The 19721-nt window shown below is 59.9% G+C and carries 17 protein-coding genes; 11 read left to right on the forward strand and 6 right to left on the reverse strand.

Annotation, left to right across the window (positions count from 1 at the left end):
* Nucleotides 1-52 precede the first annotated feature (52 nt).
* Nucleotides 53-508: a MaoC family dehydratase gene (locus tag D8U61_RS24580; RefSeq protein ID WP_016773011.1), complete on the reverse strand. Its 456-nt coding sequence runs from the start codon at nt 506-508 to the stop codon at nt 53-55.
* A 194-nt stretch (nt 509-702) separates the two neighbouring features.
* Here D8U61_RS24580 and D8U61_RS24585 point away from each other — a divergent pair, with 194 nt between their 5' ends.
* The 5 genes from D8U61_RS24585 (at nt 703) to D8U61_RS24605 (ending at nt 3343) form a co-directional block, all read left to right on the forward strand.
* Nucleotides 703-1065 carry a CidA/LrgA family protein gene (locus D8U61_RS24585; RefSeq protein ID WP_130888561.1) on the forward strand — a complete coding sequence of 121 codons (363 nt, stop codon included), beginning with the start codon at nt 703-705 and terminating at the stop codon, nt 1063-1065.
* Nucleotides 1065-1781, forward strand: coding sequence for an LrgB family protein (locus tag D8U61_RS24590; RefSeq protein WP_016773013.1), 717 nt, complete (start codon nt 1065-1067; stop codon nt 1779-1781). The genes D8U61_RS24585 and D8U61_RS24590 overlap by 1 nt, the downstream gene beginning before the upstream one ends.
* A gap of 10 nt (nt 1782-1791) precedes the next feature.
* A complete protein-coding gene (locus tag D8U61_RS24595) occupies nt 1792-2382 on the forward strand; it encodes an LON peptidase substrate-binding domain-containing protein (RefSeq protein ID WP_125925931.1) in 591 nt (196 codons plus the stop codon).
* Nucleotides 2383-2494: 112 nt separating this feature from the next.
* A complete protein-coding gene (locus D8U61_RS24600) occupies nt 2495-2710 on the forward strand; it encodes a hypothetical protein (protein WP_024014458.1) in 216 nt (71 codons plus the stop codon).
* Between the two features lie 72 nt (nt 2711-2782).
* Nucleotides 2783-3343: a hypothetical protein gene (locus tag D8U61_RS24605; protein WP_125925932.1), complete on the forward strand. Its 561-nt coding sequence runs from the start codon at nt 2783-2785 to the stop codon at nt 3341-3343.
* A 55-nt stretch (nt 3344-3398) separates the two neighbouring features.
* Here D8U61_RS24605 and D8U61_RS24610 read toward each other — a convergent pair whose 3' ends face one another.
* The 5 genes from D8U61_RS24610 to D8U61_RS24630 form a co-directional block, all read right to left on the reverse strand.
* Nucleotides 3399-5354 carry a hypothetical protein gene (locus tag D8U61_RS24610; protein WP_130927832.1) on the reverse strand — a complete coding sequence of 652 codons (1956 nt, stop codon included), beginning with the start codon at nt 5352-5354 and terminating at the stop codon, nt 3399-3401.
* A gap of 108 nt (nt 5355-5462) precedes the next feature.
* Nucleotides 5463-8813 carry a calcium-binding protein gene (locus D8U61_RS24615; RefSeq protein WP_241663654.1) on the reverse strand — a complete coding sequence of 1117 codons (3351 nt, stop codon included), beginning with the start codon at nt 8811-8813 and terminating at the stop codon, nt 5463-5465.
* A gap of 181 nt (nt 8814-8994) precedes the next feature.
* On the reverse strand, nt 8995-10968 hold the full coding sequence (locus tag D8U61_RS24620; protein WP_130927834.1) for a hypothetical protein: 1974 nt from the start codon (nt 10966-10968) through the stop codon (nt 8995-8997).
* Nucleotides 10969-11289: 321 nt separating this feature from the next.
* Nucleotides 11290-12606 carry a bifunctional DedA family/phosphatase PAP2 family protein gene (locus D8U61_RS24625; protein ID WP_130927835.1) on the reverse strand — a complete coding sequence of 439 codons (1317 nt, stop codon included), beginning with the start codon at nt 12604-12606 and terminating at the stop codon, nt 11290-11292.
* A gap of 155 nt (nt 12607-12761) precedes the next feature.
* The gene (locus tag D8U61_RS24630; protein WP_130888570.1) at nt 12762-13487 is read right to left on the reverse strand and encodes a DNA-3-methyladenine glycosylase; all 726 of its coding nucleotides are present in this window, start codon (nt 13485-13487) and stop codon (nt 12762-12764) included.
* A gap of 177 nt (nt 13488-13664) precedes the next feature.
* Here D8U61_RS24630 and D8U61_RS24635 point away from each other — a divergent pair, with 177 nt between their 5' ends.
* The 6 genes from D8U61_RS24635 to rodA all read left to right on the forward strand — a co-directional run bounded on the left by D8U61_RS24635 (nt 13665) and on the right by rodA (nt 19712).
* Nucleotides 13665-14936 carry a glutamate-5-semialdehyde dehydrogenase gene (locus tag D8U61_RS24635; RefSeq protein ID WP_125925937.1) on the forward strand — a complete coding sequence of 424 codons (1272 nt, stop codon included), beginning with the start codon at nt 13665-13667 and terminating at the stop codon, nt 14934-14936.
* A gap of 1 nt (nt 14937) precedes the next feature.
* On the forward strand, nt 14938-15627 hold the full coding sequence (nadD, locus tag D8U61_RS24640; protein ID WP_016773023.1) for a nicotinate-nucleotide adenylyltransferase: 690 nt from the start codon (nt 14938-14940) through the stop codon (nt 15625-15627).
* 72 nt (nt 15628-15699) lie between these two features.
* Nucleotides 15700-16194 carry a ribosome silencing factor gene (gene rsfS / locus D8U61_RS24645; protein ID WP_016773024.1) on the forward strand — a complete coding sequence of 165 codons (495 nt, stop codon included), beginning with the start codon at nt 15700-15702 and terminating at the stop codon, nt 16192-16194.
* A 9-nt stretch (nt 16195-16203) separates the two neighbouring features.
* Nucleotides 16204-16671 (forward strand): 23S rRNA (pseudouridine(1915)-N(3))-methyltransferase RlmH, encoded by a 468-nt coding sequence (gene rlmH / locus D8U61_RS24650; RefSeq protein ID WP_011063671.1) that lies wholly within the window; start codon nt 16204-16206, stop codon nt 16669-16671.
* A 10-nt stretch (nt 16672-16681) separates the two neighbouring features.
* Entirely contained in the window at nt 16682-18577 is a 1896-nt protein-coding gene (mrdA, locus tag D8U61_RS24655; RefSeq protein ID WP_071173699.1) for a penicillin-binding protein 2, read from the forward strand.
* Between the two features lie 31 nt (nt 18578-18608).
* Complete coding sequence (gene rodA, locus D8U61_RS24660) at nt 18609-19712, forward strand: rod shape-determining protein RodA (RefSeq protein WP_051600793.1); 1104 nt, start codon at nt 18609-18611, stop codon at nt 19710-19712.
* The last annotated feature ends 9 nt before the right edge of the window (nt 19713-19721 follow it).

Genomic DNA, 19721 nt, shown 5'->3' on the forward strand with positions numbered 1-19721 from the left:
ATATATACAGACGTGACGCGAAACAGCGTGCGCTGCTTCGCATCCGGGATGATCAGACGAAGCAGAGTGACAGCGGCTCGGCGATGTAGGCCGGTTTGTCCGAGCCTTCTATCTCCAGTGTCGCGGTAGCCTTGAGCAACCACTGGCCGGGTTTTTTCTCGGTGACTTCGACCATGTCGACCTTCAGTCGGACTTTCGAGTTGACCTTGACCGGCTGGATGAAACGCACGCTGTCCAGGCCATAGTTGACGACCATCTTCACGCCTTCGGGCAGCACGAGGATGTCTTCCATCAGTTTTGGCATCAGCGACAGCGACAGGAAACCATGGGCAATCGTGCTGCCAAACGGCGTTTGCGCAGCCTTGACCGGATCGACGTGAATGAACTGAAAATCACCGGTGGCTTCGGCGAACAGGTTGATGCGCTCCTGATCGATGGTGAGCCATTCGGAACGTCCAAGTTCCTTGCCGACATAATCTTTGAGCTCTGCAACGGGAACATAGGGCATTGAGACTCTCCTTGGGTTCATCGGTTTTATAGTTTTTCAGGGGGCGGATTTGACCGGCCTGCGAACCACTGTAGATCATCATGGCGATTTGCTCAGGTCAACCGACCATGCTTTTGGCGAATGCCGGTCCATAGCGCCGGCATGCTTATAATGCCGAGCCCCTGCTGGCTGAAAATGTAAGACGGAGATGTCAGATGTTGTTACGTGGCCTGACCCTGCTGGTGCTGTTCCAACTGCTCGGCACGGCGCTCAATCATTTGCTGTTGCCAATATTGCCGGGGCCGATCATCGGGCTGCTGCTGTTGCTGGTGTTCCTGATCATTCGCGGTGAAGTCGGCGAGCCGTTGAATCAGGCAGCGGGCAGTCTGCTGCGTTATCTGCCGTTGCTGCTGGTGCCGCCGGCGGTGGGCGTGATGGTGTATGCCACGGCGATTGCTGCGGATTTCTGGGCGATTGTCGGCGCGCTGGTGATCTCGCTGATCCTGTCGATGGCCTTTGCCGGCGTGCTCATGCAGCGGCTGGTCAAACGTCACGCGCCGCCGGCGGAGGAGTCCTGATGCTGTTTGACTGGCAAGGCGCGTGGGCGTCGGTGATTCATCATCCGCTGTTCGGCATCGGCATCACCCTCGGCGCCTATCAACTGGTGCTGGCGGCGTTCGAGAAAACCCGCTGGATCTTTCTGCAACCGGTGCTGGTCTCCATGTTGTTGGTGATCGGTGTGCTGGTCGGCTGCGGCCTGACTTACGCGGAGTACCGCAAGAGCACCGAGATCCTCAGCATTCTGCTCGGGCCGGCCACGGTGGCGCTGGCGGTGCCGCTGTATTTGAATCTGCGGCGCATCCGCCAATTGTTCTGGCCGATTTTTACTACGCTGGTGATAGGCGGGGTGGTCGCAACGGGCATGGGTGTGGCGCTGGGCTGGTGGTTCGGTGCCGATCACATGATCCTGATGACCATGGCGCCGAAATCGGTGACCTCGCCGATCGCCATGCTGGTCGCCGAGCAGATCGGCGGCGTGGCGGCGCTGGCCGCGGTGTTCGTGCTGATCACCGGGGTGATTGGCGCGATCTTCGGCCCGGCGCTGCTGACCCGCCTCGGCGTGCACAGCCCCGAAGCGCGCGGCATGGCGCTGGGCATGACCGCGCATGCGGTCGGCACGGCGGTGGCGATGCAGGAAAACGACGAGTGCGGCGCGTTCGCCGCGCTGGCAATGAGTCTGATGGGCGTGGCCACGGCGGTGTTCCTGCCGTTGGCGGTGTCGATGGTGGTGTAAGGATATGTCTATGAGTCTGCCGCTTTTCCCGCTGAACACGGTGCTGTTCCCCGGCTGCAACCTCGATCTGCAGATCTTCGAGGCGCGCTACCTCGACATGATCGGCCGCTGCATGAAGCAGGGCGTCGGTTTCGGTGTGGTGTGCATCCTTGAGGGCAGCGAAGTCGGTGTGGCACCAGAAGGTTTCGCAATGGTCGGTTGCGAGGCGCGGATCACCGATTTCGAGCAACAGGACAACGGCTTGCTCGGCATTCGCGTGCAAGGCGGACGGCGCTTCACGGTGTTGCGCACCGAAGTGCAGCGCGATCAGTTGATTGTCGCTGACGTCGAATGGCTGGACGATGAGCCCGAGCAACCGTTGCAGGACGAGGACGCCGACCTGGTCGCGCTGCTCAAGGCGCTGGCCGAACACCCGATGGTCGAGGCGTTGAACATGGGCACCGAAGCCGCCGGGCAACAGTCGTTGGCCAATCAGCTTGCCTATCTGTTGCCTTTTGCCGAAGAGGACAAGATCGATCTGCTGCAACTCGACGACCCACAGCAACGGCTGGATGCGATCCAGGCATTACTCGACGAACTGCAGGGCGAACTGTTCGCCTAGTTTCACTTTGAATCAACTCGCGCTGCCTGCCAGTATTGTTTCGCTTTTGTCTTTGTCTTAATTTCAAGTTGCTCGCAGGATGCGAGCAACTTGAAAATAACAAGGATAAATCATGACTTTATATGAAGATGAACGGGCATTCTGGGACGATATTGCTGGCAAGTATATCTTGAAGCATGCCGGTACTGATCATAACGCTGGCCACGTCATTGAGGCGGCAGCGATTTATGCGGATCGCATGGTAATGGCCCGGCGGAAACGAAAAACCGAAAACATTCCGGATGGCGATGTTCTGCGAATGTCGGCAACAGCCACAGTCGCTATCTGATCCTTTTCCTTTTTCAACTTTTCTGTCGCTGTCTTGAACATGGCAGCAGAGTGTTTACCAATGGGTAGTTCTATGTCTTTGGCAAAAGTAAACAATGAAAGCTTCAGCGCCAATCTTTATCTGGACGGTCTTCCGGTAGTTCTTAATCAGCAACGCCTGCAACAGACCCTGCGCCACAAGCGCATAACTCAAGGCGAAAAACTCGATGCTGAAGTGGGGTTGGCCGACTCGCGGACATCCGCCCTTATCACCCTGGCTGACAATGAGGACGATGCTCCGTTGCTGTTGAGGTTTGTTCCTGAAGGTAACTGTTACGCAATTCAAGTGATACATCCGGGCGTGTTTGACGGTGCGCGATTATTCATCGAAGACAAGACACATAATTTGCTGGTCAGCACCAGCGCTCCGGCACAACTCTATTCAATCAGTACCTACGGCGTGGCCAAGGCTTCTTTGAGCAATATCGCATCCGGCCCGGCTTATATCGAATTGAACAGCGAGCCGAAAGATAAGCCGCTGTATCGTCAGGTAAGCGATGGCATGAGCAAATTCCTCGACGCGAACCCCAACGGGACAGGGCATAACGCCTTCAATCCAAAACCCGCAAGGTTTGTGATCAGCGTGCTCAAATAGCGCAACGCCGCAATTGAAGGACAGACGCCATTCGTTATCGAATGGCGTCTGGATTTCACGGCCGATAATGTTCAGCAACGGGCCAGACTATATCGTTGGAACATGTTTTCCTGCCCTTGGGCAACCTCACTATGGGGCCCTTGGAGGCAGCTACGCGATCGATCAACTGATCGTATGAATTGCTATGATCGCCCCCAGCCCAAGTGTCCTCCTCGATATCCGCGGCATCGCCTCCGGCCTTCCGGAAAATATCCTCGACTCTTGCCGCCCGACTCAGGTCCGAGCGCACCAGCCATATCCGCTCGGCACTGATGCCTCGCGTGGGCATGGAAATACGTCCTTCGTGGCTGTCGCCATCAAAATCCCTGTTGTTCAGGTAAAGGTTTTCCACCCGTGGGACCACTTCGATGCCGCGGGTGTCGATGACATACAGGAAACCATGTGTCTGTTTGCGTCGCAGCAACGGATAATCGCGCGAATTATCCATTTCAAATGAGGTGTCTGACTCTTCACCCGAACTGTGTCGATTTCCGCTGGATGAGTCACTGTCGGAAAAATGCCCCGGATAGCGATTGGCCTGGCTGTTGTAGTGCCGAGGGTTGGAGTAGTAATCAAAACCCAGGTATTGAATGCCGTTGCCCAATGAGAGCGTCGTGCTGAAGGCTCGCCGTGTTGTCGAGTCGGAAGGGTTGCCCCGCAACTTCACCAGCCGCCCGTCACGCGCCAGTTCGAAGGGGGTGCGCAAATCGGCGCGGAACATTGCCGGAATATCCGTACGGTAAAGATAATCATGCTTGTTGCGCATGTATCCGGCATGTTCCAGATAGCTTTGCAAAAAGTCTGCTTCGTAACGCTGTTGGACAGGCGGCAAGTCACCCTCGATGCTTTCACCTTCTTGCCGCAGTCTCAGACTGAAGGGTCCAAGCTCTTGGGCAATCTGTTCGAAGCGTTTGGCATCCTGCACATTTCGGGTCAGGCTTTTGTGCTGTTCGGCCCATGCGGGAAAGCCGTTTTCCATGTCCGGGCGCAAGCGTTTTTGTTGCGCGGTGCTGAGATTGTAGGTGCGTAAAAGCTCGGCGCATTCACTGCGAGTCTTTTGCGGGTGGGACCATTTCATGGAGTCCAGAAGGAATTTGTAGTGACTTTTGATATCTCTGCGTCTTGCCCAGCCCGGCGGGGCCCCGTTGGCCTCGGCCTCGGTACGAAAGGCAAGAATTTCCGCGCCGCGCAGGCTGTACACATCCCATAGTTCGCCATCGGTCCAGTTCGCCAGCTTCAACGGCAAGGCGGCATCCGCGCGTGCTTCGTTCGGGTCTGCCTTGATCAGGCGGCCGTATTTGCCCTTGAAGGCGAAGCCGACATTCAGTCGTGTATTTACTTCCTCTTTATGGGGATTTTTTTCCCATTCGTGTACCGCGTAATAGCCTTGTTCGTTCGGCACCGGCGCGTAACGCGGCTTGGCCAACTCATACAGGGTGTAGCGGTCGGGCGGGTACTCTTCGATGGGCTTGTTCAAACTCCACAAAACAGTGTCCGCGACTCGATAAAGAGGCGGTCCCGATGGCGTCCGTTCACTGGGCAATCTGGCGCGCCAGGCTTTGATCAGATCGTGGTACGCCACCATCACCGTCTGCCCTGCGGCCGATCCGTCGTCGTTGGCGATGTCTGCGAACTTGCGCCCCTTGTATTCTTTCAGACCGTCTGCATCGGGGCGTAAAGTCCCGTCAATGTCTTGCAGGTAAGGCTCCAGCGGCGACATGGCAGACCGCTGAGTAGGCCTCTGCGCATCAAGGATCCGGCTCACCGTTATCACGGGTTCCGGGCTGGCGTGACTGCCGTGAGGACTGCGGGCGAGAATGTCCGGCGATGTGAACGAGCCGTCCGGCCTGACGCGGCCAGGCAAGCGTGCATCAAGATCGATGGGACGATCAGGGCTGATCGGGCGGGAGGTCGAGGTGCCCGGCGTTTCCGGTGTCGGTAATGGGCGAAGTGTCCCGGGTTTCTGGCGCATAAAGGTCATTCCATGTAGTGAACCCGGCCAGTCATTGGCCGAGGTGATCAAGTGCCGGACTGGAGCTCAGGTCCATCCCGGCACGTTGTTGAAACCGGCAGCGCGCGGTCAGTTGATGTTGACGGGGATGAACAGGTCTTCGCGTTTGACGCGTGTCTGCCGGTCAGTCAGCAGGCTCCAGTGGCGGTTTACCGAGTTGTAAACCAGCGTGCCCACTGTGTCGGGCTGGTAGCCAATGTGAGTCACGTAGACCCGCACTGCCAACTCGTTGCGCTGCCGGTGTTGCTCGATATCGGCCAACAGCGCATCGACGCCGGCGTAGCCTTGGGCATTGATGACGTACAGCTGCAAGATCTCGAACAGCAGCGAGACTTGATAGAGATTGCCGGCGGTGGTCGCCACGCTGACCGATTCCACCGGTGTGTCATCGCCGATATCCGGCAATTGGACAGTCACGCTGGCGATGCGCAAGCGGTTGTCCTGCAATTGGATTTCGTCGCGAGTGACGGTTTCGTCCATTGTCCTGGTGTACAGATTCCAGCTTGAGGCGTTGGCCGTTTTTGCCGCAGCCCCAGGTGTGGCCAGGCGCACGATGCAGTTGCTGGCCAGGTAGATGTCGTACGTCGCGCTATGACCCTCAAGCAGATAAATGCCGGTATGCGCCCGGGATTCGATGACGATTTTGCTGGGTCGATCGGTCAGCAGCGGCTTCTCACTGATGGCGGGCCGGGTGAACGGGTAGTTGCCGTTGCGCCGTTTCAGCCAGCTTCGAGTGCTGACCTGTCGTGCGCCGGGGTTGTTGGCGTCCTCTTCGTAGTCCAGGTGCGGCAGTTGCAGGCGATAGGACACTCCGTCCCGCATGACCACAACGATGTCTTGCGCCAATTGCGGCGTGGTCACTTTGAGGCTGTTGCGCCCGCTGTACCCGGTGGCAGCAGCGATCGGTTGAATCACGCCCTTGAATGCCAGCACTTTTGCCGGCAACCGCAGCGACAGGCAGAAGTCTTTGTAGGTCAGGTGAGTATTGCCCGAAACGCCTTTGCGCACCTGGACGGCATAGCTGAGCTCGACGTCGATGATTTCGTCGTCGCCGTAGTCCAGAAAAACGCTGCGCGGCCTGGTGGCGCTGCGTGCGATGACGAACTCGACCTCGCGCTGAGTACGGGTGACAAAATGTCGGCCCAGGCTCTGATTGTCGATCGTCACCGTACCGCCATTGACGATCGCCGGGGCAGGGGCGGGCTGACCAATGACGGTCACGGCGACATCGATGTCCTGACTCAGCGCTGGACCTGGTTCCTGAGGGAGCTGAGCCAGCAGTTCGTAGCCATCCTGGGTGCGGAACAGCCATCGATCGTTATGCAACCGACGCTGGCCGTCGACCATTCGATAGACGTTTTCCAGGGTCAGCACGTGGTCTGGGTCGTCGCCGTCCTTTCCGCGCAAGGAATTGATCACCAGCGAGGTGCCGATGATCTGCCAGCGCTGAATCACCGCGTGCGGCCAGCCCATTTCGATCACGCTCGAATGCGCGCTGTCCTCGGTGATTGTCGTGCGTGCGTTGGTGTGAGCGATGTAATAGCGATCGACGCCGCTACCGCCGTCCACGTGACATTCGAGGCCGTAGATGGCAATCGTGTCGTTGCCGGCACCGGCGCTGACGCGATCATGGCCATGGGCTGAGATCTGGTTGGCCTCGGTATTGCCGATGACGTGGCTGCTGCCTTTGCGCAGCGTCGAAACGTTCTCGAACGATGTCAGGTGCGCGACTTCAATGCCTGGTCCTTCCGGGTCCAGACCACGCAGCGTGACCTTGCCGCTCGGCAGGTCAATCCGATGGCCGATGTGTCGTGTATCAGTGGCTGGCCGCTGGCCTTCAAACGCAAACGTATCGCTACCGTCGCCGCCATCCAGCACATTGATGTGCGGCGGTTTGGTCAGCCGGTCCAGTTCCTCGTCAGCGACCTGCTGATAGAACGCATCGTTTTTGTCGCCACCGCTGAGCGCCTTGTGTCCCTGGCGGTAGGTAAACAGGTTGGGCTGCGCCTTGACGCCGGCGACACGGTCATTGCCATCGCCCAGGCGCCAGAACACGCCTTTGCCTTCGCCTGCACTGCCGTTGACAACGCCCTTGAGGTTGTCGGGTAATCCATGGCTTGCATCGATGATATCGTCGCCGCCGACGATCACCGCCTGGCTGTCGAGTCTGAACGGCAGCTGCCCGACGCTTTCGTCCCACTGGTAACGCCATAGTTCGACAGGGCGCAATTCGGCGCGAAACGCGCCATTGACCACTTGGGCGATGGAGTCGCTGTAAGCGCCGGCAAGCATGTCTTTGGCCGACAGTTCGAGCTGTTTTTCGTAGTCACTGGAAAGCCTGGACAGCTTGAAGCGATCCATCACTTCGGCGTCCAGTTCCTTGCCGGTAAAAGCGAACCATCCCGAGCGCAGACGCTCGAGTGTTGTCAGTTCGATGTAATCATCGATCTGGTCGACGACCCTGGCGGCTTGATAGATCAATGAACCGGAGATGAGCAGTGCGGCAGCCGCGAGGCCGAGCGGGCCGGCAACACTGCCGAAACCGGCCAGCGCGGCGACGCCCAGCACCAGGCTGATGCCAGCGCCCGCTACACTCAGGGCAGCGCTGAAATAATGGTCCTGAGCTTCTTTGCCCGATGACGCGGCGGCGGCGTTGAACGATTTGATCGCGTCGACAATGTCGAACGGCAAGGTGATCGCGCTGGCGAACATTCCCGCGCCACGGCTCATGTATTTGCCGATCGAGGTCAGCGCAAAACCCCTCATTACATTGCTGCCCTGAGTCAGCATCGCCTGGCCTGTTCTGGCCAGACCCCGCTCAATGATCAGCGAGCCGAGTTCTGCGGCGATGGATCCGCCGTAGTAGAGCATTTCCAGCGCCTCGCCTTTTTTGATCGCATCGGTCAGGGCCATGTAGCCGCTGTAGATGCCGAAGGCTTGCATGCCGACTCCTGCGCCGCTCATCAAATAGCTTTTGGTCTTGTTGATCCAGCCGGGCGCGTGTTCAAACGCGTCCGCCCGGTGGATTTCCAGCTTTTGCGCAGCCTTGCCCAATTTGTTGAGACGATCCATGGCGCTGCCCGAAACCAGCGGCATATCACTGACGAACAATGGGCCGGCATCGACCGAGCGCTTGCAGGCAATCTCATAGAACAGCAGTGCCGCCATGTCATTGTCGGGAAAGTCCACGGCTTGCAAGCGGGACTGCACCTTTGCGGACTCGAAATGGAGTCCGTCCAGAAAAGCCTGATCCACGCGCTTCATGTTGGCATTCGCCGGACTGACAGGTTGACCGTCGACGGTCGCCCCCAGCGCTTGCAACTCGACCCGACTGATCACGACCTCGCCGATACGCAGTGGGCCCAGGTGTTTGTCGATTGCCTTCAGAGTCTGGCGAAGGGATGGGGGGCTGTCAGGCACCTCGCCTGGCACGTCCGCTCGATCGGGCATGGGTGGGGACGGCGTATGGGCATTGGCCGAGGCGTCTATGGGGGTAACTTGAAGCGCGCGCACGTGGGCGACATGAGCCGCGGGAACGATGAGTTTCGACACGTATTAATCCTTTAATGGTGTGCATGAGGAGCCGGTTTCCCTGGCGGCTTTACTTGAGCATCTGAAGTTCGGGCCAGGCGATGTCATGGGCAAACTCGTCCTTGTTGCCTGAGAGCCTGAGTATCGGCAGGCCCGCCGCTTCCACCTGGTCGATCAACTGGTCGTATTCGAACCGGTTGGAGTGCCCGGCATGGGTGGCCGCTTCGATGCGATCAGCGTTTGCCCCAGCCTGCTCTTTGATGTCTTCGACCCTGGCGCCCTTGGTCAGGTCTGTGTTCAGTAACCAGACACGCTCGGCTGAAACTCCGCTGCGCGTGACCGAGATCAACCCTTCGAAATCGTCGGAGGGGAACCAGGTCGGCGGGGTGTCACGCGCAGCGGAATTGAACATCATGTTTTCTTCGTGGGGGACGACCTCCAGATCGCGCGTGTCGAGCGCGTAGAGAAACATTTCCGTCTGCCGTGTGCGCGTGGACCGGTAGCCGCGTTCGTGATCCCATGCCACAGGGCTGTCAGGATCCGACCAGTCTGACGAGGAGTCACTCGGTGTATCACTGGCGTCGCTTGCGCCGCTTTCCGAACCGCTGTCGCCCGTGTCGCGTCCCGGGTATTTATGGGTCTGGCTGTTGAAACGCAGGTATTCGGGATCGGGGGCGCGGGCATATCCCTGTCCTGCCTGGAGACTGAACGTCGCGCTGATCGGCTTGTGTGTGGTCGCGCCGGGTTCGTGGTGATAGCGCGGCAGCATGGTACGGTCGTTCGCCAGCTCGAACGGCGTGCGCTCGTCACCGCGAAACAGCGCCGGAATGTCCGTGCGGTACAGGCAGTTGTTCTTGTTGCGCAGATAACCGAGCTGTTTCAACAGCGCTTCGCGCACCTCGGGGGTCAGGCTGTTTTCTGCGTCGTACCAATCGTGGCGGGCATTGCGCTTGAGGTTGAGCTGCTCGAGCGCATCGGCGGCAAACTGGTCGAAGCGTTGCGGGTTGCTGACGTCCTCCAGCAAGCGCTTGTGCGCCAATGCCCACGCCGGAAGCGTCAGATGGCTGGCCATTTCCTGCTGCAAACGCGACAGTTGCCTGGGCAGCAGATTGAACGATTGCAGAAAGGCTTCGCGCTCGGCAAAGCCCATCTGCGGGTGCAGCCAGCGCAACGAGTCGCGCAGCAGATCGGTTCGCGGATTTTCCGTGGTTGTGGGGTGTGCCCACTGTGGCGGCGTGCCGGTGGCCTGGGCTTGGACACGAAAGCGCGCGATGTCCTCGCCCTGTAGCCCATATAGCTGCCATATCTCATGATCGGTCCACTGTTTGAGGTGGAGCGGCGACGCTGCGAATCCACCCGCTGGAGGATCAACCGCTATGTAATTGCCATATGAATCCCGGAAGGCGAACAGCATGTTGTCTTTGCGTGAGCCAAATAGCGGAATCATTTCGTAATAGCCCTGAGCATCCGGCGAACGCCAGGATGGGCTGTAACGACTTTGATTGATGGGTATTGTCACGGGGGCGAGGCGCGGTCGCTTTGGCGCGGGTTGTTCGGTCAGGCGCCAGGTGGGGCTGTCTGCGTTTTTGTACAGGCGCGGTCCGGAGGGAACGCGCTCGGTGAGTAACTTGCTGCGCAACGCGCCGGTTTCATCCTCACCCACATGCGTGGTTTGCAGAGCTCCCTGATATTCGACGTCTGCGAACTTTCTGCCAACGATCCAGCGAAATCCATCATTGTCGGCAGGCTGCATTCCACGCACAAAGGTCTCCGATAACCAGTAATCGTTTATTGAAGTGGAATGTTCCGAGCGATAGGCGCTGTGTGCCGGTAACTGAAAGATTTCAACCGCTGGCAACCGCGGATTCGCATCGGCAAGGGCGCTGTCGAAGTTGGTACTGTGCAGCGCAAGATCGGGGATGCCGGCTCTTGGCGATATTTCAATGCTGCTGACATCAAACATGGGCCGATGTGGCGTTGGCACGTTTGCATCAGTTTGATGCGTGGTTGTGACTGACGTCTTGCGGGGTATTTTTGGACTCATGAAAGACTCGATAAGAAATGGATTGTTGTATGACTCGGCAGAACTTCAATGCGTGGTTTGAATAAATATGGATAGCCAGCAAATGTCCGAGTCGGGCCCATCAATCTAACGGTTTTTCAAAAGCGCGAAACACTGAGCAGGCATGTTTCAACTTGAATATGTAACGCTAGTTTTGCGTCGATCAAGAATGCGGAAATGTCGGTTTTATAACCAGGAAAGTTAACCGGGAGGGAGGAAGTTTGCGTAGGTTGCAAGCGCCGCTCTTGTCGGAATATTCCGAAAGAGCGGCGTATAAGAAATGTCGCTTGTAAATTGCCTGTTTTAGTAGGCGTAACGCAACAATGTATGTGGCAAGTGGCGCATAACGAAGAATCCGAACAGCGCGACCATGGACGGCAGGATCAGCCACCAGATCTTGAAAGGCATGGCGTTGAGCGGCGCCTGCCGCTGGTTTGACCACAGCATCGCGGCGCAGACGCAGCTTGCAAGCATTGCACCGGCCAATATGTCGGTTGGCCAGTGCGCGCCGAGATAGACCCGCGACAAAGCAATGGAGAATGCCGGGATGCAGGCAATCAGCAGCCAGGTCAGGCGCATGCGTGGCGGCTGCCCGCGTCCGGCCAGGACACCCAGCGTCAGGAACAGGGCGAATGCGCCAGAAGCATGGCCGCTGGGCATGCTGTAGGTGGTCAATGGATCGCTGAGCACTTCCGGGCGTACCCGGGCGAAAAAATACTTGGTGCCGGTGTTGGCCATGGCGGTGATCAGCATGGTGGCGCCCGCGAACATCGCCTGGCGCCATTGCTTGCACAGCAACAGCAATATGACGAGCAGGGCGCTGAACAGCAGCATGTTGCGGAATTCGCCGATCAGGGTCAGCGTCACGGCGATTTCGTCCAGCGCTGGCTGGCGATGTTCCTGCACCAGAGTCATCACACCGTTGTCGAGCGCGGTGAGGTATGGATAGCCGATAAACAGCCCGATCAGGATCAACAGGCTCATGCCGCCGATCCAGATCGTCGCGCGACGATGGCGGCGCACGCTGCTGTTGACGCTCAGGCCGACCATCACCGCAATGCTGGCCGCGACAATCCCGGCTTCGAGCCAGAAACCTTCAGGCAATGGCAGGCGGAACGCTGCGCCCGTGGCCCAGCCCGGCAACAGATAAGCCAGGCTCCAGCCCGCAGCGGCCAGCAGGCTGACGGCGAAGAAACGCGGGAACGGCATGTCGCACATCCCGGCAACCATCGGCAGCATCGGCCGCAGCGGGCCGATGAAACGCCCGACCAGCAGGCTGGCGATGCCATAGCGCTGGAAGTACGACTCGGCGCCGGCCATCCATTCCGGATGATGGCGTAGCCCGGGGAGGCGGCGGATGTTCTGGTGGAAATGGCGGCCGAGGAAGTAGGAAATCAGGTCGCCAAGAATGCCGCCAAGAAAGCCCAGCAGCAGCGTTTCGCTCAATGACAGCGCGCCGCTGCCGGCCAGCACCGCCACGGCAAACAGCAACACCGTGCCCGGCACGATCAGCCCGGCGATCGCCAGACATTCCACGCACGCCACGATGAACACCGCTGCGGCCAGCCACTGCGGATTGGCGCCGAGCCATCCGGTGATGCTATCGAGCCATGGGCCCATACAGAAAAACTCCATTCATTCTTTAAGTAATTGTTACGCGGTGGACTGCTGACCTGTGGGAGCGAGCCTGCTCGCGAATGACGCTGTGTCAGACGAAAGAAGCGTTGGCTGGCACGACCCCTTCGCGAGCAGGCTCGCTTCCACAGGGGAGGTCATCATTCATTGACGGATGCGGCGTCGGTTACGGGAAGCAAAATATAATCCCGGCCTTCGACCTGACCCCGTCGCAGCGGGTTCCGCGTGCACCATTGCGCATACGCAGCGTCAACGAAGCGATACATCAAGTGTTCATCGCGGCCCAGCGGGATGCCCAGCCGAGTGGTTTGAATAATCTGCGAGGGTGCCGGTCCCGCGTCCTCGACCAGCAACAACTCATGATCGAAACGCTTGGCGTCCCACATCGGTACTTTCAAACCCAATGCCTTGCACAGCAACGTCTGCCCGGCGCACAACTTCTGCGTCGGCCGCGGTCGCCCCTGGGCATCGGGATTGTTCAGCAGCATCTGCGCCAGACTCGCCGGGCCGCTGACCTCGTCGACCCACGGATAGGCGGATTTGATCAGCACGGCATTGCCCGGACCTTGCGCACTGAAGTTCAGCGAATCACCGCCGCGGGCGTAGTACATATAGATGTGGCCGCCATCCAGAAACAAAGCCTTACGCTTTTCTGTGTAACCGAGCGAGGCATGACTGCCTTTTTCCGCGAAGTAATAGGCTTCAGTCTCGATGATTCGCGCACTCAGCCACAGATCACCGACGCGATGGCGGATGACTTTGCCGAGCAGCGCCTGCGCCAGAACCTGGGCGTCGCGGTCGAAAAAACTGTCCGGCAGGCCCACGGGCAGGCGCGCGGACTCGGGGCAAAGGGGCACGTTGGTCATGATGGGCAAGGTTTATCCAGGCTCAAGAGGTCGTGATGATAACAACGCTGAGCTTAATTACGTCTGAACGACGGGCAAACGCAGCTCATTTCGACCATCCGCCCGTCACCGCTGTTAGTCCCGGGACGCGACAGCTATAATCTGCCGCTTTCCTCTTTGCCAAGACCCCAGCAGACCATGACTGAGTCCGTTCTTGACTACATGACCCGATTGGGTCGCGCCGCCCGCGCTGCCTCCCGGGTCATCGGTCGCGCCAGCACCGCGCAGAAAAACCGCGCCTTGCAGGCTGCCGCCAATGCTCTGGATGCTGCACGCGCCGAGCTGGCCGCAGCCAATGAGCTGGATCTGGCTGCCGGTCGCGCCAGCGGTCTGGAGCCGGCGCTGCTGGAACGTCTGGAACTGACCCCGGCACGCATCGACGGCATGATCGTCGGCTTGCGTCAGGTCGCTGCACTGGCGGATCCGGTCGGCGCGATCCGCGACATGAGCTTCCGTCCGTCGGGCATTCAGGTCGGCAAGATGCGCGTGCCGCTGGGCGTGATCGGGATCATCTACGAATCCCGTCCGAACGTGACCATCGATGCCGCCAGCCTGTGCCTGAAGTCCGGCAACGCGACCATCCTGCGCGGCGGCTCCGAGGCGATTCATTCCAATCGCGCGATTGCCGCGTGCATTCAGCGCGGTCTGGCCGAAGCCGAATTGCCCGCCGCCGTGGTGCAAGTGGTCGAAACCACTGACCGTGCCGCTGTCGGCGCGCTGATCAGCATGCCGGAATACGTCGACGTCATCGTGCCCCGTGGCGGTCGTGGCCTGATCGAACGCATCAGCCGCGATGCCCGCGTGCCGGTGATCAAGCATCTGGACGGCATCTGCCACGTTTACGTCAGCGAACATGCCGATCTGGCCAAAGCCCAGCGCATCGCTTTCAACGCCAAGACTTACCGTTATGGTATCTGCGGCGCGATGGAAACCCTGCTGGTCGATCAGGCTGTTGCCAGGGATTTCCTGCCGTCGATGGCTGCGCAGTTCCGCGACAAAGGCGTCGAACTGCGCGGTTGCGAGCGCACCCGGGCGATCATCGAAGCGGTCGCGGCCAGCGAAGACGACTGGCACACCGAGTACCTGGCGCCGATTCTGTCGATCCGCGTGGTCGACGGTCTGGAGCAGGCGATCGAACACATCAACCATTACGGCTCCCATCACACCGACTCGATCGTCAGCGAAAACCTCGCCGACACCCGGCGGTTCGTGGCGGAAGTCGACTCGGCCTCGGTGATGATCAACACGCCGACCTGCTTTGCCGATGGATTTGAATACGGATTGGGTGCCGAGATCGGCATTTCTACTGATAAGCTGCACGCCCGCGGCCCGGTCGGGCTCGAGGGGCTGACCTGCGAGAAGTACATCGTGGTCGGTGATGGCCAGTTGCGCGGCCAGGCGACGGTCTGACTTGACCGACCTCGACCTGACAGCGCCGCACACCGGCAGCGAGTCGCGCCCGCAACGCATTGGCGTGCTGGGCGGTACGTTCGACCCGGTGCACATCGGCCATTTGCGTGGCGCGCTGGAAGTTGTCGAAGCGCTGGCGCTGGATGAGTTGCGCCTGATGCCGAACGCGCGCCCGCCACATCGCGGGACGCCGCAGGTGTCGGCGCAGGATCGGCTGGCGATGGTCGAGTGCGCGGTGGCCGGATTGCCGCCGCTGGTGGTGGACGCCCGCGAATTGCAGCGGGACAAACCGTCCTGGACCATCGATACCCTGGAGTCGCTGCGCGCAGAGATGCCCGCCGAGACCCAGGTTTTTCTGCTTTTGGGCTGGGACGCATTTTGCGGCCTGCCCACTTGGCACCGCTGGGAAGAGTTGCTCCAGCATTGCCACATCCTGGTGCTACAGCGCCCGGACGCCGACAGCGAACCGCCGGATGCCTTGCGCAACCTGCTGGCAGCGCGTTCGGTGAGCGACCCGCTGGCCCTGAAAGGGCCGAGCGGACAGATTGCATTCGTCTGGCAGACACCGCTCGCGGTTTCCGCCACCCAGATCCGTCAACTGCTGGCCAGCGGTAAGTCGGTACGTTTCCTGGTGCCCGACGCGGTCCTGGCCTACATCGATGCGCACGGTCTGTATCGTGCGTCGAACTGAACAAGGCGTGCTTCACTGATACGAATCACCGTATCCCCAAGCCGCCGAATACATGAGCAAAACGAGTTACATATGACTGATAAAGATCTACCGAAAGTAAAGCGCAAAGGCACGTTCAAGAGCGCACCACTGCCGGAAGCCGTCAACACCAACGAGCCGCTCAAGGGCGACGAACTGGTCAAGATTGCCGTCGCTGCGCTGGAAGACGTCAAGGCCCAGGACATCCAGATCATTGATGTGCGCGACAAGCAGAGCATCACTGACTACATGATCATCGCCACCGGTACCTCCAATCGCCAGATCAACGCGATGCTGGACAAGGTCCGCGAGGAAGTGAAGAAGCAGGGCGCCAAGCCGCTGGGCGAAGAAGGCAAGGGCGACAGCGACTGGGTTCTGCTCGACCTCGATCTGGTGATCGTGCACATGATGACTGCCTCGGCGCGTCAGTTCTACGACCTGGAGCGCCTGTGGGCCGGTGCCGAGCAAAGCCGTGCGGCCGATGCCAAGCACCACAGCCCGGAAAACACCCACGAGCATTTCACCAAGCTCAACAAAGACCAGTTCTAAGGGATCGCTGTGCGACTGCGCCTGATCGCCGTCGGTTCACGCATGCCCAAGTGGGTGGAAGAAGGCTGGCATGAATATGCCAAGCGTCTTCCGTCCGAGCTGGCGCTGGAACTGGTGGAAATTCCGCTCAACACCCGTGGCAAGAATGCCGACGTGGCCCGTTTCATCCGCCAGGAAGGCGAAGCCATGCTGGCCAAGGTCGGGCACAACGAGCGGATCGTCACGCTGGAGGTTCACGGCAAGCCGTGGAGCACCGAGCAACTGGCGGTCGAACTCGATCGCTGGCGCCTGGATTCGCGCACGGTCAACTTCATGGTCGGCGGCCCGGAAGGGCTGGCACCGGAAGTCTGTGCCCGCGCTGACCAGCGCTGGTCATTGTCGCCGCTGACCTTGCCGCACCCGCTGGTGCGGATCCTGATCGGCGAACAGTTGTACCGTGCCTGGACCGTGTTGTCCGGCCACCCTTACCACAAGTAAGCCTGCCCTCATGTCTCAGCCGATCCGCATCAAGGACCACGAAAAGGACGCCCGTCTGGTGCGCAGCCGTGTCGTGTTCGGTGCGATCGTGATCGTGGCGCTGATCTGTGTGTTGATCGCGCGTCTGTATTACCTGCAGGTGATCCAGTACGAGTACCACTCGACCCTCTCGGAAAACAACCGCGTCCATGTGCAGCCGATTCCGCCGACGCGCGGGCTGATTTTCGACCGCAACGGCGTAGTCGTGGCCGACAACCGGCCGAGCTTCAGCCTGAGCATGACCCGCGAGCGCTCCGGCGACTGGCAGCAGGTGCTCGATGTCATCGTCGAGGTCCTGGAGCTGACGCCCGAGGACCGGGTGATCTTCGAGAAACGCATGCGTCAGGGGCGCCGGCCGTTCGAGCCGGTGCCAATACTGTTCGAGCTGACCGAAGAGCAGATCGCCCGCATTGCGGTGAACCAGTTCCGCCTGCCCGGCGTGGAAGTGGTCGCGCAACTGGTCCGGCATTACCCGCAGGGCGCGCATTTTGCGCACTCGGTGGGCTACATGGGACGGATCAACGAGAAAGAGCTGAAGTCGCTGGATCCGGTCAACTACAGCGGCACCCACCACATCGGCAAGACCGGCATCGAGCGGTTCTACGAGCCGGAATTGCACGGTCAGGTCGGTTACGAGGAAGTCGAGACCAACGCCCGTGGCCGCGTGTTGCGGGTGCTCAAGCGCACCGATCCGATTCCCGGCAAGGACATCGTCCTGAGCCTCGACATCAAGTTGCAGGAAGCCGCCGAGGCCGCGCTGGGCGGGCGACGTGGCGCGGTGGTGGCGCTCGATCCGAAGACCGGTGAAGTGCTGGCGATGGTCAGTCAGCCGAGTTTCGACCCCAACCTGTTCGTTACCGGGATCAGCTTCAAGGCCTATGCCGAATTGCGTGATTCCATCGACCGGCCGCTGTTCAACCGCGTGCTGCGTGGTCTGTACCCGCCGGGCTCGACGATCAAACCGGCGGTGGCGATTGCCGGTCTCGACGCCGGCGTGGTCACGGCTTCGAGCCGGGTGTTCGACCCGGGCTATTACATGCTGCCCAACTACGACCACAAGTATCGCAACTGGAACCGTACCGGTGACGGCTTCGTCGACCTCGACACGGCGATCATGCGGTCCAACGACACCTACTTCTATGACCTGGCGCACAAGCTCGGCATCGATCGGCTGTCGACCTATATGAACAAGTTCGGCATCGGCCAGAAGGTCTCGCTGGACATGTTCGAAGAATCCCCCGGCCTGATGCCGTCGCGCGAATGGAAACGGGCGACGCGCAAACAGGCGTGGTTCCCCGGCGAAACCCTGATTCTCGGCATCGGCCAGGGCTACATGCAATCGACGCCGCTGCAATTGGCCCAGGCCACGGCGCTGGTGGCCAACAAGGGCATCTGGAATCGTCCGCACCTGGCCAAGTCCCTCGACGGGGTCAAACCAGTGGATGAAAACCCGATGCCGAACATCGTCCTGCGCGACCCGTCCGACTGGAACAAGGTCAACCACGGCATGCAGCAAGTGATGCACGGTGCCCGGGGTACCGCGCGCAAAGCGGCGATCGGCGCGCAATACCGCATCGCCGGCAAGTCCGGTACCGCGCAGGTGGTGGCGATCAAGCAGGGCGAGAAATACGACCGCTCCAAGGTCCAGGAACGCCACCGCGACCACGCCCTGTTCGTCGGATTCGCCCCGGCCGATGATCCGAAAATCGTCGTCTCGGTGATGGTCGAGAACGGTGAGTCCGGTTCCGGCGTTGCCGCGCCGGTGGTGCGCCAGGTCATGGACGCCTGGTTGCTCGACCAGGACGGCCACCTGAAAGCCGAGTACGCCAGCCCTATCACTGCGGAGGCCCCGGCCCGTGATGAATAATTTCGATCGCATGCTCTCCAGCGAGGATGTGATGCGTCGCCGCGCGACGTTGCTGCAAAGACTGCATATCGATGGCCCGCTGTTGATCCTGTTGCTGATCCTCGCCGCCGGCAGCCTGTTCGTGCTGTATTCGGCCAGCGGCAAGAGCTGGGATTTGCTCGGCAAGCAGGCCACATCTTTCGGCATCGGTCTGGTGGCAATGATCGTCATCGCCCAGTTCGAACCGCGTTTCATGGCCCGCTGGGTGCCGCTCGGTTACGTGATCGGCGTGGTCTTGCTGATTGTCGTCGACATCATGGGCCACAACGCCATGGGCGCCACGCGCTGGATCAACATCCCCGGGGTGATCCGCTTCCAGCCCTCGGAATTCATGAAGATCCTGATGCCGGCGACCATCGCCTGGTATCTGTCCAAACGCACCTTGCCGCCGCAGCTCAAGCACGTCGGCATCAGCCTGATGCTGATTGGCGTGCCGTTCATTCTGATCGTGCGCCAGCCGGATCTCGGTACCTCGCTGCTGATTCTCGCCGGTGGCGCCTTCGTCCTGTTCATGGGCGGCCTGCGCTGGCGCTGGATTCTCAGCGTGCTGGCGGCGGCGGTGCCGGTATCGGTGGCGATGTGGTTTTTCGTCATGCACGACTATCAGAAGCAGCGTGTCCTGACTTTCCTCGACCCGGAAAGCGATCCGCTCGGTACCGGCTGGAACATCATTCAGTCCAAAGCCGCGATCGGTTCCGGTGGCGTATTCGGCAAAGGCTGGCTGCTCGGCACCCAGTCACACCTGGACTTTCTCCCGGAAAGCCACACCGACTTCATCATTGCTGTGCTTGGTGAAGAGTTCGGTCTGGTGGGGATTTGCGCGCTGCTGCTGATCTATCTGTTGTTGATCGGTCGCGGGCTGGTGATCACCGCCCAGGCGCAAACGCTGTTCGGCAAATTGCTCGCCGGCGCGTTGACCATGACTTTTTTTGTTTACGTTTTCGTCAACATCGGTATGGTCAGTGGCCTGTTGCCGGTCGTGGGGGTGCCGTTGCCGTTCATTAGCTACGGAGGAACTTCGCTGGTGACGCTGCTGTCAGCGTTTGGGGTTTTGATGTCGATCCATACCCATCGCAAGTGGATCGCACAGGTTTGAATAAGGTGA

Source organism: Pseudomonas sp. Sample_14, from assembly GCF_004307515.1.
Classification (GTDB): Bacteria; Pseudomonadota; Gammaproteobacteria; order Pseudomonadales; family Pseudomonadaceae; genus Aquipseudomonas; species Aquipseudomonas atacamensis.

Coding starts and splice junctions, on each gene's coding strand:
- rodA (WP_051600793.1), top strand. CDS start 18,609: ATGCGTCGCCGCGCGACGTTGCTGCAAAGACTGCATATCGATGGCCCG.
- D8U61_RS24600 (WP_024014458.1), top strand. CDS start 2,495: ATGACTTTATATGAAGATGAACGGGCATTCTGGGACGATATTGCTGGC.
- rsfS (WP_016773024.1), top strand. CDS start 15,700: ATGACTGATAAAGATCTACCGAAAGTAAAGCGCAAAGGCACGTTCAAG.
- D8U61_RS24605 (WP_125925932.1), top strand. CDS start 2,783: ATGTCTTTGGCAAAAGTAAACAATGAAAGCTTCAGCGCCAATCTTTAT.
- D8U61_RS24580 (WP_016773011.1), bottom strand. CDS start 508: ATGCCCTATGTTCCCGTTGCAGAGCTCAAAGATTATGTCGGCAAGGAA.
- D8U61_RS24635 (WP_125925937.1), top strand. CDS start 13,665: ATGACTGAGTCCGTTCTTGACTACATGACCCGATTGGGTCGCGCCGCC.
- D8U61_RS24585 (WP_130888561.1), top strand. CDS start 703: ATGTTGTTACGTGGCCTGACCCTGCTGGTGCTGTTCCAACTGCTCGGC.
- D8U61_RS24620 (WP_130927834.1), bottom strand. CDS start 10,968: ATGAGTCCAAAAATACCCCGCAAGACGTCAGTCACAACCACGCATCAA.
- D8U61_RS24610 (WP_130927832.1), bottom strand. CDS start 5,354: ATGCGCCAGAAACCCGGGACACTTCGCCCATTACCGACACCGGAAACG.
- D8U61_RS24590 (WP_016773013.1), top strand. CDS start 1,065: ATGCTGTTTGACTGGCAAGGCGCGTGGGCGTCGGTGATTCATCATCCG.
- D8U61_RS24595 (WP_125925931.1), top strand. CDS start 1,792: ATGAGTCTGCCGCTTTTCCCGCTGAACACGGTGCTGTTCCCCGGCTGC.
- D8U61_RS24630 (WP_130888570.1), bottom strand. CDS start 13,487: ATGACCAACGTGCCCCTTTGCCCCGAGTCCGCGCGCCTGCCCGTGGGC.
- D8U61_RS24625 (WP_130927835.1), bottom strand. CDS start 12,606: ATGGGCCCATGGCTCGATAGCATCACCGGATGGCTCGGCGCCAATCCG.
- mrdA (WP_071173699.1), top strand. CDS start 16,682: ATGTCTCAGCCGATCCGCATCAAGGACCACGAAAAGGACGCCCGTCTG.